At 68.9% G+C, this 17,250-nt stretch carries 18 protein-coding genes and 2 pseudogenes; 9 read left to right on the top strand and 11 right to left on the bottom strand.

Annotated features, from left to right (window positions below):
• The 3 genes and pseudogenes from Q7T09_RS01215 to fabD all read right to left on the bottom strand — a co-directional run.
• Positions 1 to 80 (bottom strand): annotated as a pseudogene (locus tag Q7T09_RS01215) (acyl carrier protein); the annotation flags it as partial.
• Between the two features lie 140 nt (positions 81 to 220).
• Positions 221 to 961, bottom strand: a complete 741-nt coding sequence (fabG, locus tag Q7T09_RS01210) for a 3-oxoacyl-[acyl-carrier-protein] reductase (RefSeq protein WP_304697142.1) — start codon at positions 959 to 961, stop codon at positions 221 to 223.
• On the bottom strand, positions 961 to 1,905 hold the full coding sequence (fabD, locus tag Q7T09_RS01205; RefSeq protein WP_304697141.1) for an ACP S-malonyltransferase: 945 nt from the start codon (positions 1,903 to 1,905) through the stop codon (positions 961 to 963). The genes fabG and fabD overlap by 1 nt, the downstream gene beginning before the upstream one ends.
• Positions 1,906 to 2,063: 158 nt before the next feature.
• Between fabD and Q7T09_RS01200 the strand changes: the two genes are divergently transcribed.
• Genes Q7T09_RS01200 through Q7T09_RS01190 form a run of 3 tightly spaced genes read left to right on the top strand, consistent with a single transcriptional unit; the run spans position 2,064 to position 4,830 of the window.
• Complete coding sequence (locus tag Q7T09_RS01200) at positions 2,064 to 3,155, top strand: zinc-binding dehydrogenase (protein WP_304697140.1); 1,092 nt, start codon at positions 2,064 to 2,066, stop codon at positions 3,153 to 3,155.
• The gene (locus Q7T09_RS01195; RefSeq protein WP_304697139.1) at positions 3,152 to 3,925 is read left to right on the top strand and encodes a dienelactone hydrolase family protein; all 774 of its coding nucleotides are present in this window, start codon (positions 3,152 to 3,154) and stop codon (positions 3,923 to 3,925) included. The genes Q7T09_RS01200 and Q7T09_RS01195 overlap by 4 nt, the downstream gene beginning before the upstream one ends.
• Positions 3,926 to 3,978: 53 nt before the next feature.
• Positions 3,979 to 4,830: a Ku protein gene (locus tag Q7T09_RS01190; protein WP_304697138.1), complete on the top strand. Its 852-nt coding sequence runs from the start codon at positions 3,979 to 3,981 to the stop codon at positions 4,828 to 4,830.
• 21 nt (positions 4,831 to 4,851) lie between these two features.
• On the opposite strand, the pseudogene Q7T09_RS20450 reads toward Q7T09_RS01190, so the two are convergent.
• Positions 4,852 to 4,930 (bottom strand): annotated as a pseudogene (locus Q7T09_RS20450) (hypothetical protein); the annotation flags it as partial.
• An 11-nt stretch (positions 4,931 to 4,941) separates the two neighbouring features.
• Positions 4,942 to 7,569, bottom strand: a complete 2,628-nt coding sequence (gene ligD, locus Q7T09_RS01185) for a DNA ligase D (protein ID WP_304697137.1) — start codon at positions 7,567 to 7,569, stop codon at positions 4,942 to 4,944.
• Positions 7,570 to 7,783: 214 nt separating this feature from the next.
• Between ligD and Q7T09_RS01180 the strand changes: the two genes are divergently transcribed.
• Positions 7,784 to 9,448: a M10 family metallopeptidase C-terminal domain-containing protein gene (locus Q7T09_RS01180; RefSeq protein ID WP_304697136.1), complete on the top strand. Its 1,665-nt coding sequence runs from the start codon at positions 7,784 to 7,786 to the stop codon at positions 9,446 to 9,448.
• A gap of 4 nt (positions 9,449 to 9,452) precedes the next feature.
• On the opposite strand, the gene Q7T09_RS01175 is transcribed toward Q7T09_RS01180, so the two are convergent.
• The 4 genes from Q7T09_RS01175 to Q7T09_RS01160 all read right to left on the bottom strand — a co-directional run bounded on the left by Q7T09_RS01175 (position 9,453) and on the right by Q7T09_RS01160 (position 12,040).
• Positions 9,453 to 11,051 carry a methyl-accepting chemotaxis protein gene (locus Q7T09_RS01175; RefSeq protein WP_304697135.1) on the bottom strand — a complete coding sequence of 533 codons (1,599 nt, stop codon included), beginning with the start codon at positions 11,049 to 11,051 and terminating at the stop codon, positions 9,453 to 9,455.
• An 8-nt stretch (positions 11,052 to 11,059) separates the two neighbouring features.
• A complete protein-coding gene (locus Q7T09_RS01170; RefSeq protein ID WP_304697134.1) occupies positions 11,060 to 11,383 on the bottom strand; it encodes a hypothetical protein in 324 nt (107 codons plus the stop codon).
• 121 nt (positions 11,384 to 11,504) lie between these two features.
• Complete coding sequence (locus Q7T09_RS01165) at positions 11,505 to 11,753, bottom strand: hypothetical protein (protein WP_304697133.1); 249 nt, start codon at positions 11,751 to 11,753, stop codon at positions 11,505 to 11,507.
• A 77-nt stretch (positions 11,754 to 11,830) separates the two neighbouring features.
• Positions 11,831 to 12,040: a cold-shock protein gene (locus Q7T09_RS01160; protein WP_304697132.1), complete on the bottom strand. Its 210-nt coding sequence runs from the start codon at positions 12,038 to 12,040 to the stop codon at positions 11,831 to 11,833.
• Between the two features lie 221 nt (positions 12,041 to 12,261).
• Here Q7T09_RS01160 and Q7T09_RS01155 point away from each other — a divergent pair, with 221 nt between their 5' ends.
• From Q7T09_RS01155 to Q7T09_RS01140, 4 genes are all read left to right on the top strand, one after another.
• Complete coding sequence (locus Q7T09_RS01155; protein WP_304697131.1) at positions 12,262 to 12,408, top strand: hypothetical protein; 147 nt, start codon at positions 12,262 to 12,264, stop codon at positions 12,406 to 12,408.
• 112 nt (positions 12,409 to 12,520) lie between these two features.
• Complete coding sequence (locus Q7T09_RS01150) at positions 12,521 to 13,090, top strand: carboxymuconolactone decarboxylase family protein (RefSeq protein WP_304697130.1); 570 nt, start codon at positions 12,521 to 12,523, stop codon at positions 13,088 to 13,090.
• Between the two features lie 2 nt (positions 13,091 to 13,092).
• Positions 13,093 to 13,893 (top strand): SDR family NAD(P)-dependent oxidoreductase, encoded by an 801-nt coding sequence (locus Q7T09_RS01145; RefSeq protein WP_304697129.1) that lies wholly within the window; start codon positions 13,093 to 13,095, stop codon positions 13,891 to 13,893.
• 2 nt (positions 13,894 to 13,895) lie between these two features.
• Positions 13,896 to 14,621, top strand: a complete 726-nt coding sequence (locus Q7T09_RS01140; protein WP_304697128.1) for a peptidylprolyl isomerase — start codon at positions 13,896 to 13,898, stop codon at positions 14,619 to 14,621.
• Here Q7T09_RS01140 and Q7T09_RS01135 read toward each other — a convergent pair.
• Positions 14,584 to 15,390 carry a thioesterase family protein gene (locus tag Q7T09_RS01135; RefSeq protein WP_304697127.1) on the bottom strand — a complete coding sequence of 269 codons (807 nt, stop codon included), beginning with the start codon at positions 15,388 to 15,390 and terminating at the stop codon, positions 14,584 to 14,586. The two genes, Q7T09_RS01140 and Q7T09_RS01135, sit on opposite strands and share 38 nt — an antisense overlap.
• Positions 15,391 to 15,458: 68 nt before the next feature.
• On the bottom strand, positions 15,459 to 16,433 hold the full coding sequence (locus Q7T09_RS01130; protein WP_304697126.1) for a phosphoribosylaminoimidazolesuccinocarboxamide synthase: 975 nt from the start codon (positions 16,431 to 16,433) through the stop codon (positions 15,459 to 15,461).
• A 70-nt stretch (positions 16,434 to 16,503) separates the two neighbouring features.
• Between Q7T09_RS01130 and Q7T09_RS01125 the strand changes: the two genes are divergently transcribed.
• Positions 16,504 to 17,067, top strand: coding sequence for a peroxiredoxin (locus tag Q7T09_RS01125; protein WP_304697125.1), 564 nt, complete (start codon positions 16,504 to 16,506; stop codon positions 17,065 to 17,067).
• Positions 17,068 to 17,250 lie beyond the last annotated feature (183 nt).

Below are 17,250 nucleotides of genomic sequence, written 5' to 3'. Positions count from 1 at the left end.
GCCTTCTCGGTGACCTTCTCCGGATCGGCGTCGAGGTGTTCGATGACGATCTTACGCACGCGCTCGAGGATGTCGGACATCAGGTTTAGTTCCTCAATTAGTCACTTGATCCATCCGTGACCGCCGACATGTTGTCAACCGTAACGGAGCTTCGATTTCGGCCTTCGCCCAACCGCTTCGGGCGTGGCCGTAGCATGTTCGCTTGGCCTAGGCCAACAGTTCAGATCATCGCCATGCCGCCGTTCACATGCAGGGTCTGCCCCGTCATGTAGGCGGCTTCGTCGCTGGCCAGATAAACGCAGGCCGCCGCCACATCGCTCCCGACGCCCAGCCGGCCGGCGGGGATGGTGGCCAGGATCTGGGCCTTCTGGGCCTCGTTCAGGGCGTCGGTCATGGGGCTCTCGATGAAGCCCGGAGCCACGCAGTTGACGGTGATCCCGCGGGTGGCGACTTCCTGGGCCAGGGCCTTGGAGAACCCGATCATTCCGGCCTTGGAGGCCGCGTAATTGGCCTGGCCAGGGTTGCCCATCACCCCCACCACCGAGGTGATTCCGATGATCCGGCCGGCGCGGCGCTTCATCATCCCGCGCATGGCCGCCCGGCTGAGGCGGAAATAGCTCTCCAGATTGATCTTCAGGACGGACTCCCAGTCCTCGTCCTTCATGCGCATCAACAGGCCGTCCTTGGTGATGCCGGCGTTGGCCACCAGGATGTCCAGCGGATGGCCGGAGACCTCCTCGGCCTTGGCGATCAGGCCGTCCACCGATTCGGCGTCGGCCAGGTTGGCCGCGGCGATCGAGGTGCGCTCGCCCAGCTCGGCGGCCAGTTCGGCCAGCACGGCCTCGCGGGTCCCCGACAGCACCACATGGGCGCCCTGGGCGTGCATGGCGCGGGCGATATGGGCGCCGATGCCGCCCGTGGCCCCGGTGACGAGGGCGGTCTTTCCGGTGAGATCGAACATCAGAGGCTGCTCGCGAAGGCTTCGAGGTCTGCGGGAGTGTTGAGCGGAGTGGCTTCGGCGTCCGGCGCGATGCGCTTGGCCATGCCCGACAGGACCTTGCCCGACCCGGCCTCGGCGAAGCGGGTCACCCCGCCCTCCTCCACCAGCCAGATCATGCTCTCGCGCCAGCGGACGCGGCCGGTTACCTGCTCCACCAGCAGCCGGCGGATCTCCTCGGGATCGAGGGTCGGCCGGGCGGTGACATTGGCCACCAGCGGCGCGCGGGGCGCCAGGATCGTCGCGGACCCGAGCGCCTTGGCCATCTCGTCGGCTGCGGGCTGCATCAGGGGGCAATGGAAGGGCGCCGAGACGTTCAGCGGGATGGCGCGGGCGCCCAGCTCCTTGGCCTTCTCGATGGCGGCGTCGACGGCGGCCTTGGCGCCGGAGATGACGACATTGCCGTTGTTGTTGTCGTTGGCCACGACGCAGACCCCGAAGGCCGAGCCCGCCTTGGCGGCTTCCTCGGCGAGCGCCACGTCGCTCTTGGGGCCGATCAGGGAGGCCATGGCCCCCTCGCCCACCGGCACGGCCCGTTGCATGGCCTGGCCGCGCAGCTTCAGGAGGCGCGCGGTGTCGGCCAGGCTGATGGCGCCGGCGGCGGCCAGGGCGGAGTATTCGCCCAGGGAATGGCCGGCCACGAAGGCGGCCTTGTCGATGCCGATCTTGAATTCCTTTTCCAGGGTCCGGCTCACCGCCAGGCTGACGGCCATCAGGGCCGGCTGGGCGTTCTCGGTGAGGGTGAGCTGGTCTTCCGGCCCCTCCTTCATCAGCTTGAACAGCTTCTGGCCAAGGGCGTCGTCGACTTCCTGGAACACTTCGCGCGCGCTGGCGAAGGCTTCGGCCAGGTCGGCGCCCATGCCGACGGCCTGGCTGCCCTGGCCGGGAAAGAGAAAGGCGAGGCTCATCTGGGGCTCCCTTCGGCGCGCGTTGGCGCCACTTCGATTCAAGGGCGGAGGGTTAGGGGATTGCGCCCCGCCGGGCAAGGCAGGCCGCATTCCGCCACGACAGGCTGGAATTCCGGGCGGTCCGCCCGCAAGCTGGCGAAAACACCCGGGAGGCCTCCATGCGCGCCGTCATCCGCCGTAACAAGCAGCTGGTCTGCGATGAAATCCCCGAGCTGACGCCCGGCGCCGGCCAGGTCCTGGTCAAGACGCTCGCCTGCGGCATCTGCGGGTCGGACCTGCACGCCCTGCACCACATGGAACACATGATCGAGACCTCGCGGCGCGCCAGCGGCGGCGGCGACGCCATGGGCGGTGGGTTCAACCCCTCCGCCGACACCGTCTTCGGCCACGAGTTCTGCGCCGAGATCCTGGAGCACGGCCCCGGAACCACCGGCGCCCTGAAGGCCGGGACCCGCGTGGTCAGCGTGCCGGCCACCCTCACCGGGACCGGTGTGGAGTTGCTGGGCTATTCCAACGCCCTGCCCGGCGGCTTCGCCGAGCGGATGATCCTGTCAGAGATGATGCTGCTGGAGGTGAAGAACGGCCTGCCCACCGACCAGGCGGCCCTCACCGAGCCCTTCGCCGTCGGCGCCCACGCCGTGGCCAAGGCCCGCCTGGACAGGGACAGCGTCAGCCTGGTGATCGGCTGCGGCCCGGTGGGCCTGGCGGTGATCGCCGGCCTCAAGGCCAAGGGACACGGCCCGGTTATCGCCGCCGACTACTCGCCGCGCCGCCGCGCCGCCGCCGAGATGCTGGGCGCCGACCTGGTGATCGACCCGGCCACCGAGAGCCCCCACGCCCGCTGGGAAGCCTTCGGGGTTCCCACGGCCCGCGCGGCCCAGAACATGGCCCGGATGATGGGCAAGACCTTCGGCCAGCCGGTGGTCTTCGAATGCGTCGGCTCGCCGGGCATCCTGCAGCACCTGATCGAAGCCTCCCCCGCCGGCAGCCAGATCGTCGTCGCCGGCGTCTGCATGGAGACCGACAAGATCGAACCGGCCATCGCCATCACCAAGGAGATCGAGCTGACCTTCGTCTTCGGCTATTCGCCGGAGGAGTTCGCCCAGACCCTACACCAGATTTCCGAGGGCGTGATCGACGTCAGCGGGGTGGTCACCGGCAAGGTCGGCCTGTCGGAGGTCGCCCAGGCCTTCGTGACCCTCGGCGACCCGGAGTCCCACGTGAAGATCCTCGTGGAGCCCGGTCGTTGAGAACCTCCTTTGTCAGCTTTCCCACCTCCGCCGGCCTGCAGGTGGCAGGTCTGTTGCGTACGCCGCGCGAGGCCATGGAGCCGGTCGGCGCGGTCCTGATCTGCCACGGCTCCGACGGGGTCGACGGGCGCGGCGAGTACTATGCCGGGGCGCTCAACGCCGCCGGCCTCGCCACCCTGGAGATCGACATGTGGGCGGCCCGGGGCACGTCACGTGGCGCGGCGGGCCGGCCGCGTTCGCCCATGGAGACCCTGCCCGACGCCTTCTCCGCGCTGAAGCTCCTGGGGGAGCAGCCGGAGATCGATCCGGCCCGCATAGGCATCCTGGGCTTCTCCTGGGGCGGGGTGGTCACCCTGCTCAGCGCCACCAAGGGCCGGGCCGATCCGCTGCGCGGGGACCTGCCGGGCTTCGCCGCCCACGCCGCCCACTATCCGGTCTGCTACGCCTACGCCGTCGACCCGCGCATGGCGCTCGAGGGCCTCACCGGCGCGCCCATCCTGATCCAGACGGGTGGCTCGGATAGTTACGATCATCCCGACGCCGGGGCGAAGCTGGCGGCGGCCCTGAGCGCCCAGGGAACCGCCCAGGTGCGCAACATCACCTATCCGGGCGCCACCCACGGCTTCGACCGTGACCTGCCGGCCCAGACCATCAACGACCCCTTCGCCCACAATGGCGCCGGCGGCCCGGTGCTGATGGAATTCGACAGACCCGCGGCGGAGGCGGCGCGGCGCGAGGTGGTGGGCTTCTTCACCGCGGCGCTCGCCTAGGCAACACAGCGCCGCCTGACGCGTTCACCCCTTCGGACTTCTCGGAGGGTCACATGACGGCGCGTCCAACCTGGCAGGGACACCTGCGTCTCTCGCTCGTCTCCTGTCCGGTGGCGCTCTACACGGCCACCAGCCGGACCGGCGACGTATCCTTCAACATGCTGCACAAGACGACACACAATCGCATCCGCATGGTTCCCACCGATCCGGAGATCGGGCCGGTGGAGCGGTCCGACATCGTCAAGGGCTACGAGATCGAGAAAGACCGCTACGTGGTGGTCACGCCCGAGGAGATCGACAGCGTCCGGCTGGAGAGCACGCGCACCATCGACATCGACAAGTTTGTCGACGCCGAGGAGATTGACCGCCTCTACTGGAACGACCCCTATTTCCTGGTCCCGGACGGCAAGGTGGCGGTGGAAGCCTTCACCGTCATCCGCGAGGCCATGGAGAAGGCCGGCAAGATCGCGCTCGGCCGCCTGGTCATGCACCAGCGCGAACGGATGCTGGCCCTGGAGCCGCGCGGCAAGGGCCTGGTGGCCTACACCCTGCGCACCTTCGACGAGGTCAAGGCGCCGGAGGACTTCTTCGAGGACATCCCGGCCGCCAAGGCCGACAAGGACATGATCGCCATCGCCGCCAAGATCATCGAGCGGCAGGAAGGCGACTTCGATCCGCGCGAGTTCAAGGACCACTACGAGGACGCCCTGCGCACCCTGATCAAGGAGAAGGAAATGGGCGCCGGCCGCAAGGTCACCGTCGAGGAGCCCCAGGGCGCAGAGGTCATCGACCTGATGGAGGCCCTGCGCCGCAGCCTGGCCGGCGACAGGGGCGCGGCCAAGGCGACCAAGCCCGCCGCCAAGAAGGCCGCCGCGAAACACGCGCCAACCAAGAAGCGGGCCTAATCCACGCGTCATCCCGGACGGCCGACAGGCCGATCCGGGACCCAGGGGCCGTGCGTACTGCCCCTGGGTCCCGGCTCTCCGCTGCGCTGCGGCCGGGATGACGAGTGTTTGCTAGACCTTCCCCAGCCGCTTTATCGCCGCCGCCAGGGGCCGCTCGGACTCGAAGTAGTCGGCCCAGGCCGTGAGCTTGGGCAGTAGGGCCGGCACGGTGCGGATGGTGTAGGCGGCCGGGTCCAGCCCCGTCTTCACCTGGCTCCAGGTCAGCGGCATGGAGACCGGCGCCCCCTCCCGGCCGCGCGGCGAGAAGGGCGCCACGGCCGTCGCCATGCGGTCGTTGCGCAGATAGTCGAGGAAGATCCGCCCGCCGCGGTCCTTCTTGGCCATGCTGATCAGGAACCGGTCCGGGGCGTCGGCAGCCATGGCCTTGCAGACATCGCGGGCGAAGGCCTTGGCGGTGGGCCAGTCGATCTTTCCCGCCTTGAGTGGCGTGACCACGTGCAGGCCCTTGCCGCCCGTGGTCTTGCAGAAGCTCACCAGGCCCAGGTCCTCCAGCCGGTCGCGGACCTCGCGCGCCGCCTCCACCACCGCGTCGAAGGCCACGTCCGGCCCGGGATCGAGGTCGAACACCAGCCGGCCAGGGACCTCCGGCTTGAAGGGCTCGCAGTTCCACGGGTGCAGCTCCACAGCCCCGATCTGGGCGGCGGCGATCAGGGCCTCGGGCCGGTCGATCTGCAGATAGGGCTTGGGGTCGCCGGCCACCTGCACCTCGGTGAACAGCGACGACGAGCCCCGCGAGGCGTGCCGCTGGAAGAACCGCTCGCCGCCCTCGATCCCGTCCGGCATGCGGATGATCGAGCAGGGCCGGCCCTTGATGTGCGGCAGGACCGCCGCCGCCACCGCCTCGTAGTAGCGGGCCAGGTCCAGCTTGGTCACCGACTCGCCGTCATTGGCATGGGGCCAGAGCGCCTTGTCGGGGTGGGAGAGGGTCACCCCCATCACCACCACCGAGCCGCGGGGCGATACGGTCTTGGCCGCCGCCTTGGGCGCTGGATCGGCCAGCTCGGCGCTCGCCGCCGGCGCCGGGACCTCGGCCTCCACCTCCTGGGCGGGCTTGTCCTCCCGCAGGCCCTTGAAGGCGGCCTGGCGGATGGCGCCGTCGCCGGTGAAGCCGGCATACTGGATCTCGGCCACCAGCTCTGGCTTCACCCAGTGGACCCCGGCGGTCGTCTTCGGCGCCCCCTTGCCCTTGAAGGGGCTCTTGTCGGTCTCCAGGGCCTTCAGTCTCGGCAGCAGGCGATCGACCTTGTCACGCGAGAAACCCGTGCCGATCCGGCCCACATGGACCAATTCGCCGTCGCGATAGACCCCGGCGATCAGCGAGCGGAAGGCGTGGCCGTTGGTGGTCCAGCCGCCGATCACCACCTCATGGCCCTGTCGGCACTTGGACTTGGCCCAGGTCTCGCTGCGGCCGGAGCGGTAGGGCGCGTCGGCCCGCTTGGAGATGATCCCCTCCAGGTCCATGCGGCAGGCCGACTGCAGCACCGCGTCGCCGGCGGTGGCGAAATGGTCGACATAGCGGATATTGGGCGCCGCCTTGGCCGTCAGGGCCTGCAGCCGCGCCTTGCGTTCGGTCAGCGGCAGGCCGCGCAGATCCTCCGCCCCCTCCATCATCCGATCAAAGACGAAGCAGATCAGGTCGTCGGTCTTGCCCTCGGAGATCGCCGCCTGCAGGGCCGCGAAGTCCGGCGCGCCGGTGTGGTCCAGCGCCACCACCTCGCCGTCGACCACGCTGTCGGGCAGGCCCGCGCCCGCCGCCACGATGGCCGGGAACTTGGCCGACCAGTCCAGGCCCTTGCGGGTCTTCAGGGTCGCCGCGCCGCCAGCTGCCCGCAACTGCATGCGATAGCCGTCGAACTTGATCTCATGCACCCAGCCCGGCCCCTGGGGCGGCTTCTCCAGGGTCTTGCAGAGCTGGGGTTCGACGAAGGCCGGCAGGACGCGGAGGGACTTGGCCTTGGCGGCGGACTTCGGCGCGGCGCGGCCCACCTTGGGCGAGGCCGCGGCGGTGGAATGGGCGTTCTCACGGGTTTCCCAGACCGCGTCGGCCGGGGTCCCCTTGGCGGTCATGAAGGGGCTCGCGGACTCGCCCTCCCCCGCCGCGATCTGCGCCATGGTGCGGCCCGAGGCGATGGAGCGGTCCTCGGCGGCCAGGGCCCCGCCCTCCCCCTCCACGGCGGCCGCGTCGCGGTGCTTGATCAGCAGCCAGTTGCTGCGCTTGGACTTGGCGTCGGGGCGCAGCCGCACCAGCACCCAGGAGCCGTGCAGCCGCCCGCCCTCCATGACGAACTTCAGCTCGCCGGTCTTCAGCGCCTTGTCGATGTCCTCCATCCCGGGCTCCGGGGCCCAGTAGCCGCGGTCCCACAGCTGGACCGTGCCCCCGCCGTACTGGCCCTTGGGGATCGCGCCCTCGAAGTCGCCATAGTCCAAGGGATGGTCCTCCACCTCCACGGCCAGGCGCTTGTCGCGCGGATCCAGCGATGGCCCGCGGGTCACGGCCCAGGACTTGAACACCCCGTCGTGCTCCAGCCGCAGGTCGAAGTGCAGGCGGGTGGCGGCGTGCTTCTGGATGACGAATCGCAACCGGTTGGACCTGACCGCCTTGGCGTCGCGCCCCGACGGCTCGGCCGTCCGCTCGAAGTCCCGCATCTGCTGGTAGAGCGCGAGTTTCGCCGCCGCCATGGCCGCCTCCGATCCCGGTTAGAATGCCGAAACGATTGACGCCGATACTTGATCCAGATCAGCCGCGAAGATGAACGGCAGATAACAGGAAACTACAGCTAAGCCTTTGAAACCTGCGGGAAAACGTCGCAATTCGGTGTTCCGGGTTGCCGGGGCCGCCGCCGCCCCGTACGGGAGTCCGGAGCTGGGGAGCTTGTAGTGTGGTGAGCGTTCCATGGCCATGACCTCTTCCGGCGATCCCATGGGCGGTGCCTTCGCCCAGGAGAGTGACGCCTCCCCTCAATCCTATCTGAACGCCGACGCCCGCGGGGGCATGGTGGGGAGCAAGCAGAGCTTCACGGTCGCCGAGGCCGCCAACCGCCTGGTGGGCGGCGAACCGGGCTGGTCCAGCGCGCTCGGGGTCGGCTTCACGGTGACCTACGGCTTCCGGGCCGATGCGCCCGCCACCATGCCCGACGACGCCACCGGCTTCTCGCGCTTCAACGCCACCCAGATCCGCCAGGCCGAACTGGCCCTGTCCGGCTGGTCGGACGTGGCCAATATCAGCTTCGTCCGGGTGGGCGCTGGATCGTCCGGCGATGGGGCCTATTCCAATTCGGCCAGCATCCTGTTCTCCAACTATTCGGGAGGGGTCGAGGGCGCCTCGGCCTTCAGCTTCTTCCCCGCCATCACCAGCTTTTCCTCCAGATCGGGGGACGTCTGGACCAACATCACCTTCGGCTACAACACCAATCCCACCGTCGGGAACTTTGGCGGCTCGGTGCTGGTCCATGAGATCGGCCACGCCATCGGCCTGGGCCACCCCAGCAACTACGACGCCAGCGACGCCACATCGCCCACCTACGCCGCCAGCGCCGAATATGCCGAGGACAGCCGCCAGTACACGGTGATGAGCTACTTCAGCGAGACCAACACCGGCGCCAGCTTCGGTGGGACCTATTCGGCCGCGCCCCTCCTGGACGACATCGCCGCGGCGCAGCTGGAGTACGGCGTCAACACCGCCACCCGGCTGGGGGACAATACCTACGGCTTCAACTCCAACGCTGGCCGGCCCTGGTTCGAGGCGACCTCGGGGGGCTCGCGCCTGGTCTTCGCCGTCTGGGACGCCGGCGGAAACGACACCTTCGACTTCTCGGGCTTCAGCCAGAACCAGGTGATCGACCTGCGCCAGGGCTTCTTCTCCAATGTCGGAGGCCTGGTGGGCAATGTCGCCGTGGCCGTGGGCGCCACGATCGAGAACGCCCTGGGAGGCTCGGGCGCCGACCAGATCAACGGCAACAGCGCCACCAACCAGATCCTCGGCGGCCTGGGGAACGACACCATCGACGGCGGCGAGGCCAACGACTATCTGCGCGGCGCCGAGGGCGACGACAGCCTGATCGGCGGCGCCGGCTTCGACGACATGCACGGCAACCAGGGGAGCGACAGCCTGCGCGGCGGCGATGGTCCCGACTGGGTGGTGGGCGGCCAGGCCGACGACCAGCTGCTCGGCGAGGCCGGCGACGACGTGGTCTACGGTAATCTGGGGTCGGACACCCAGGACGGCGGCGACGGCCGCGACTGGGTGCGCGGCGGCCAGGCCAATGACAGCCTGTCGGGCGGGGCCGGCGACGACTGGATGTCCGGCGATCTCGGCGACGACACCCTCAGCGGCGGGGCCGGTGCCGACATCTTCCACACCTGGGGCGCGGCGGGAATCGACCGGATCACCGATTTCAGCCGCGCCGAGGGCGACCGCATCCAGGTGGATGTGGGCACGACCTGGACCCTGGCCCAGGTCGGGGGCGACGCCATCATCTCCATGGCCGGCGGCGGTCAGATCGTCCTGGTGGGCGTCCAGACCACCGCGCTCACCGGCGACTGGATCTTCGCAGCCTGAGGCGTCAGGCCGCCTGACGGCGGGGACGCGCCTCGACGGCCACGGCGCCGACGCGGAAGCGCGCGGCGGAGGCGGCCAGGGTTTGAGCCTCCGAAGACATTCCGTGGCTCGCCGCGGTGGATTGCTCAACCATGGCCGCGTTCTGCTGAGTCATCTGATCCATCTGGTTGACCGCGGTATTGACCTCGGCCAGGCCCACGGCTTGCTCCTGGGCGCTGGCGGCGATCTCGGTCACCAGCCCGTCGATCTCGGCCACACGGCTGACGATGCGTTGCAGGGCCTCACCGGTCTGACCAACCAGTTGGACGCCCGAACTCACCTGGGCGGTGGAAGTGCTGATCAGGGCCTTGATCTCCTTGGCCGCTTCGGCCGAGCGCTGGGCCAAGGCCCGGACCTCGGAGGCGACCACCGCGAAACCCTTGCCGGCGTCCCCGGCCCGGGCGGCCTCGACCCCGGCGTTCAGGGCCAGCAGGTTGGTCTGGAAGGCGATCTCGTCGATCACCCCGATGATCTGGCTGATCTGTTGCGCGGAGGTCTCGATACCGCCCATGGCCAGGACGGCCTGCTGCACCACATCGCCGCTGTTCTGAGCGTCGCCGCGCGCCGCGAGGACGACATCGGCCGCGGATTTCGCACCGCTGGCGGTCTTGCGCACGGTGACGGTGATCTCGTCCAGCGCCGCGGCGGTCTGCTCCAGCCCGGCGGCCTGCTGCTCGGTGCGCCGCGAAAGGTTGTCGGCGGCCGACGCGATCTCGGAGGCGCCGTTGCGAATGATCTGGGCCGAGGCGACCATGCCCGCCAGGGCTTGCTCCAGCCGCTCCGAGGCCGAGTTGAAGTCGGTGCGCAAGGTCTCGTACTTGGCCGGGAAAGTCTGATTGATGCGGACGGTCAGGTCGCCTTCGGACAACTGCTTCAGGCCCTCGGCGAGGCCATCGACGACCACAACGGCCTCGTCCTCGACGGTCTTCTGATAAACTTCACGGTCCCGCGCCGCGGCTCCCTCCGCCAGGCGGGCGGCCTCGACCTGATGGACGGAGTCCTCGGCCACCTGCCGAGCCTGGGCGGCCTCGGCCAGGGCGGCGCTCGACCGGGCGAACATGCTGGAGATATTGAAGGTCGCCCACATCAGCACGGCGGCCTCGGCCACCAGGATCACGGCGTGGACGACGACGCGGCCCAGGTCCCCGCCCCCGGGGAAGACCACGGCCGGCGCCACGAAGCTCAGCAGCAGGTGATGGACCGCCACCACTCCGGCGCCGATGGCGATGGCCCGCCAGTCGCAGGAGACGATCAACACCGCCAGGGCTGCGAAATAGGCCATGTGCATGTCGACCTGCCAGGGCTTGCCGGCGAAGGCGGCCACCAACAGGGACACAGAGCCCATCAAGGCGGCGGCGGCGGCCATTCGCACGGCCGAACCCTGCGGATTGAGTCGCCAGAAGACGGTTACGGCGCCGGCCAGGCCCGCCGAGGCCAGGCCAAAACCGATCCAGGGCGCCTTGAGCACGGCGGCCGTGGCCAAGGTGATCGGAACCAGCAGCCAGAGCATGGTCACCACCAAGCGGTCGGCGAACCGGCGCTGGTCTTCAATGGACTGGAACATTTTGGCTCCTAGGCGGCACAGGGGGCGACCCGGCCGGGGTCGATGGAAAACAAGGCGCCAGCGGCCCGCAGCCGCGCGGGCGCGTCGGCGTCGGGGGTGCGGACGATGACGATGAAGGGCAGGGTCCCGACCGCCAGGACGGCGCCGGCGTCGGAGGCCGCCAGCAGGCTGGCCTCACGGTCCCACCAGGGCGGGAACACGCCGGCCGCTTCGTGGAGGTCGAGGGGGCGCGCGCCGAGCAGGGTCGCGCCCATCACGCTGGCGGCGGCGATCAGCGTCGTGAAGAGCAAACTCGAAAGCGGCGCGCGCTCGGATGTTGGCTTCTCGAACATGTTACCCGATTGCGGGCGACGTGCTTGCTGAATGCTTAACTTCAGGGGGGTGCGACAATTTTCCCCTGCGAAATCAGGGACCAGGTTGCGTTCCTAGGCGTCGCGCTATCCTGGGGTGCGCCTAGGACTCGTCGTCGTCCTCTTCGGCGTCCTCGACGAGGACGGCGGCCTTCTTGGCGCGGGCCTTGGGCGCCGCCTTGGGCGGGACCCGGGTCAGGCGCTCGGCCAGTTCGGCGTCGATCAGCGGCAGCAGGGCCGAGGCCTGCTCGGCCTGGCGGGCGACGCTTGAGGTTTCGAGCCGCTGGGCGTTGGCCCGCAGATTGGCGAGGCCTTCATCGTCGAGCGTAGGGATCAGGTCGGCCATGGCCATGAGCAGCTCCCGTCAGCGCGAACGCCGCGTAAATAAGATCGGGGCCGGCGCGAGGATCGCGCCGGCCCCTTTTCGTCTTAGGCGGACTTCAGATTGACGGCGCTTTCCTTGCCGGAACGCTGATCGCGCTCCAGCTCGTAGGACACCGTGTCGCCTTCGTTCAGACCATTGAGGTCCGAGCGCTCGACGGCGGAGATGTGGACGAAGACGTCCTTGCCGCCGTCAGCCGGCTGGATGAAGCCGAAGCCCTTGGTGGAATTGAACCATTTGACAGTACCGGTCGCCATGACAGCCTCCGAGAAGTGCGTAGGCGCGCCGGAACAGCCCGGCGGCCATCGAGGTCTGAGAGGGTCGGCTTCGAAAGTTCCGCGCGCTGAGCGAGAGGGCTTAAGAGCGTTGCGCGGCAGAGATCGACGCAGACCTTATGCGCCTTATGGCCGACATAGGCCAGATAAACCGCAGACGCCCACGTTGCGGGCGATGACATGGGCGTGATAGGCCGCGCCGCATGACCGACCAACCCGATCCCACGCCCGAGGAACTCAAGGCCGCCAACCGCCGCAAATGGTTCGGCCGCGCCCTGATCATCGGCTTCGGCATCCTGCTGCTCCTGCAGATGATCCCCTTCGTCATCCGCTCGGGCGACTTCGGCTAAGCGAACCGTCCCGGGCAGCAGCCCGTCGCCGAACATTCGTTTGACAGGCCGCGCCGCCGCTCCGGTAAGATATCTCCAATGACGCTGCGTAAGGCGTCGCGGAGGAACCTGCATGCGCCTGACCCAACCCCGGATCCAACCGGTCGACCTGAATAGGCTGGACGAGGCTCAGGCCGAGGTCCTGGCGCCGATGGTCGCCACCGGGCGTGTGCTCAACATCTTCCGCACCATGGTCAACGCCCCCAAGGCGGCCAAGGGCTTCCTGGCCTGGGGCAACTATGTCCTGTCGCGCCGCAACGACCTGCCCGGCCGCGAGCGGGAGATCGTCGTCCTGCGCATCGGCTATCTCTGCAAGGCCGGCTACGAATGGACCCAGCACGTGCCGATCGGCCAGCGCGAGGGTCTCACCGCGCAGGAGTGCGAGCGCATCAAGGGCGGGGCCGACGCCCCGGGCTGGAGCGCCGCCGACGCCGCCCTGCTGCGGGCCTCCGACGAGCTTCACAACGACCAGTTCATCACCAACGCCACCTGGGCCAACCTGAAGGCCCACTTCACCGACAAGCAGTGCATGGACGTGGTCTTCACCGCCGGCCAGTACACCCAGGTCTCGATGATCCTGAACTCCTTCGGGGTGCAGCTCGACGAGGGCCAGACCCTCGACCCCGACCTGAAGGGGTTCTGAGCATGACGGGCCGCCTGAAGGGCAAGACCGCCATCATCGTCGGCGCCGGCCAGACCCCGGGCGAGACCATCGGCAACGGCCGGGCCATGGCCATCCTCTTCGCCCGCGAGGGCGCGCAGGTGCTCTGCGTCGATCGCGTCGCCGAGCGCGCCGAGGAGACCGTCGCCATGATCGTCGCCGAGGGCGGCAAGGCCACGGCCTTCACCGCCAACGTCACCTCGGCGGCCGACTGCGACGCCATGATCCAGACGGGTAAGGCCCGCCTGGGGCGCATCGACATCCTGGTGAACAATGTCGGGATCGGCGGCGGCGACGGCCCGGCCCACCGGGTCGAGGAGGCCGCCTTCGACCGCATCCTGAGCGTCAACCTCAAGGGCATGTGGCTGACCATCAAGGCCGCTATCCCGGTGATGCGCGAACAGGGCGGCGGCGCCATCGTCAACATCTCCTCCCTGGCCGGGATCGCTGGGGGCAATCAGGTGGCCTACGAGGTCTCCAAGGCCGCGGTGAACCGCCTGACCACCAGCGTGGCCCAGTCCAACGCCGCCAAGGGCGTCCGCTGCAACGCCATCATGCCGGGCCTGATGGACACCCCCATGGCCGTGGCCGGCATCGCCCAGGCCAGCGGCCAGGAGCAGGAGGCGGTCCGCGCCGCCCGCAATGCAAGAGTTCCGCTTGGAGGAAAAATGGGCGACGCCTGGGACACCGCCTATGCGGCCCTGTTCCTGGCTTCCGACGAGGCCGACTTCATCACCGGGGTGATCCTGCCGGTGGACGGCGGCATGGGGAGCCGGATCGGATGATCATGCGGCGCAGAACCTTCCTCACGGGGGCTGCGGCCCTCACGGCCTCCCCCACCCTCGCCGCGCCCGGCGTCGTCTATGTGAAGCTCACCACCCCGGTCGGCGCCATCACCCTCGCCCTCGAACAGGCCAAGGCGCCGATCACGGCGGCCAACTTCCTGCGCTATGCCGACACCAAGCGCTATGACGGGGCGACCTTCTACCGGGCCTCGCGCCCCAAGGGCTACACCGCCGACGACTACGGCTCGATCCAGGGCGGGCTGCAGAACGACCCGGCCAAGGTGATGAAGCCCATCGCCCACGAACCCACCAGCAAGACCGGCCTCTCCCACACCGACGGCGCCATCTCCATGGGCCGGTTCGCGCCGGGCAGCGCCACCTCGGACTTCTTCATCTGCGTGGGCGACAACACCTATCTGGACGCCAACCCCAAGGCCAAGGGCGACAACCTGGGCTTCGCCGCCTTCGGTTATGTGGTCGAGGGCATGGACGTGGTCCGCAAGATCCTCGTCAAGCCGCGCTCCCCCACGGCCGGCGTTGGGGTCATGAAGGGCGAGATGCTGAAGCCCCCGGTGCCGATCCTCAGCGCGCGCCGGACGACGGCGCCCGTCCCGAAGGTCGAGACGCCGCCGGTCGAGACCGCACCGACCGCGCCGGCGCCTGTCACAACGCCAGCGCCAACCCCCGCGACTACGCCTTCGCCGGCGCCGGTGGCGCCCCAGGGCTGAGCCGGCGCTGGGCGAGCGCCGCGCAGGAGGCCTGGCCGATCGGCCCCTGCTCGTCATAGAGCCAGCATTCGCCGATCGCCACGCCGTCGGTGGCGTGGTGATCGGCGACCTCGAACCCGATCCACTCGGTGGCCGGCAGGCGGTGCAGATAGACCGTCACGTCGGAGTTGATGTAGCCCAGCCCCTCGGTGCTGGAATTGGCGAAGGGGCTTGAGAAGTCCGCCGCCAGCGACACCCGCTGGAAGGGCGTCAGCGGAACCCCCTCCACCATCTCTCGGACCTCGCTCATCCAGGTCTTGCGGGGACCCGGCTGGCCAAAGCCGCCGGTGATCGGCCGCATGGCCCACATGCCGCCCATGCCCTGGCGTCCGTCGGTGGGGGCCGGGATATCGGCGGGCCGGGGCGCGTCCCAGTCGGGGCGATGCCAGGACTCGCCCGGCGAGTTCTCGGTGCGCTTCAGGAACTGCACGGAGGCCCGCGCCATGCTGACCCCGCCGGAGATGAACTCGGCGTCGACGACGCGGATGCGATTGCCGTCCCGGATCACCGTGGTCTTGACCTCGATCGGATCGAAGTTCGGCAACCGGTACATGTCCACCGTCAGGCGGGCCGGCATGAAATCAGGGCTGCCGTGCTTGGCCTCGATCTCGAAGCCGAGCAGGCCGACGATGACACGCCCGTGCAGGGATTGAGGATTCCAGGGGCCGCGGCAGGACGATTGCGGGACGTAATATTGACCGTCCCTTTTGAAAAAAGGTTCGTTTTGCATGGAGCGGGACCATGACGGATTCCCCGCGCGCGCGCGACTCTCGGTTCCCGTACCCCCGCCCAGAAAATCTAAGCCGGAACGTAGCTGGCGAGGTTGCGCCGGATGCGCTCCAGGATCGGCGTGTCGGAGGCCGGCGCCTCGAAGGCCTGGCCGGTGATGGTCTCGAAGGCGCGGATATAGATCCTGGCCGTCTCGTCGATCATCTGCGCCGGAATCTCCGGGATCGGGTCCGTATAGGGGTCGCAGCGGGCCGCCACCCAGGACCGCACGAAGTCCTTGTCGAAGCTCTCGGGCCGCTCGCCCTTGGCGAAGCGCTCGGGATAGGTCTGCGCGAACCAGTAGCGGCTGGAGTCCGGGGTGTGGATCTCGTCGGCCAGGATGATGGTACCGTCCTTGTCCACGCCGAACTCGTACTTGGTGTCCACCAGGATCAGGCCCCGGGCCGCAGCCATCTCCTGGCCGCGGGCGAATAGCGCGAGCGCGTATTTCGACAGCGTCTCCCACTGCAGGGCGCTCAGCAGCCCCCGCTCGACGATCTCCGAGGGCGTCAGGGGCTCGTCGTGGCCGCCGTCGAAGGCCTTGGAGGTGGGCGTGATGATCGGGGTCGGCAGGACCTGGTTGTCGGCCAGGCCGTCGGGCAGCTTGTGGCCGTACATCTCCCGCTCGCCCTTCTTGTAGAGGGTCAGGATCGAGGTCCCGGTGGTCCCGGCCAGATAGCCGCGCACCACGATCTCCACCGGCAGGATGTCCAGCCGCGTCCCCACCACCACATTGGGGTCGGGATAGGCCAGGACGTGGTTGGGGCAGATGTCCTGGGTGGCCTCGAACCAGAACCGCGCGGTCTGGGTCAGGACCTGGCCCTTGTAGGGGATCACCGCCAGGATCGTGTCGAAGGCCGACAGCCGGTCGCTGGAGATCAGCACCATGCGCCCGTCGCCCAGATCGTAGGTGTCGCGCACCTTGCCCCGGTAGTGGTTGGGCAGTTCGGGAAGGGTGGCGTCGGCCAGCACCTGGTCGGGGCGCGCGGGGAGCTGCGGTGTCATTGTCTGCCTATGCTGCGAAGACAAAGCGCCGTCCAGTTCGTATGATCATCGAACCCCGGAGGAACACCCCATGAAACGCCTGATCGCCCTCGCCGTCCTGGCCGCTGTCACCGCCGCCACGCCCGCCCTCGCCGATCTCGCCGTAGGCGCCAAGGCCCCCGATTTCACCGCCCCGGCCTATCTGGCGGGCAAGCCCTTCACCTTCGACATGGCCGCCGCGCGCAAGAAGGGTCCCGTGGTGCTCTACTTCTTCCCCTCGGCCTTCACCGGCGGCTGCAATCTCGAGGCCCACCTGTTCTCCGAGGCCGCCGCCGACTTCAAGGCCCAGGGCGCGACCCTGATCGGGGTCACCGCCGGCAAGGTCGAACGCCTGGCCGAATTCTCCGCCGACACCACCACCTGCGGCGGCAAGTTCGCGGTGGCCGCCGATCCGGGCGCCAAGATCGCCAAGGCCTACGACTCGCCCATGAAGGTGGCCGGCATCAAGGCCCCCGTGGACCTCTCGGCCCGCACCTCCTACGTCATCGCCCCCGACGGGACGGTGTTGCTGGCCTACGACAACATGAAGGCCGACGACCACGTCAACCAGACCCTGGGCGCCCTGAAGGCCTGGAAGGCCAAGCAGAAGAAGTAGACGCGACCGGGCCAGGCGGGAAAGGCTTGCGAAACAAGCGGTTTTCCCGTATCTGCCCGCCTCTTCACGGACGGCGGTCTCAAGTCGGAACGTAAAAGGCGCGGGAGCCTCCCGCGCGCCGCATTGAGATCCATCGTTTTCGCCGGGCTTCCGCCGTCGAAAGCGCCGCCTCCACAACGGAAG

The organism is Phenylobacterium sp. (assembly GCF_030645195.1).
GTDB lineage: Bacteria > Pseudomonadota > Alphaproteobacteria > Caulobacterales > Caulobacteraceae > Phenylobacterium.
This window is presented reverse-complemented; position numbering and strand designations above follow the sequence as displayed.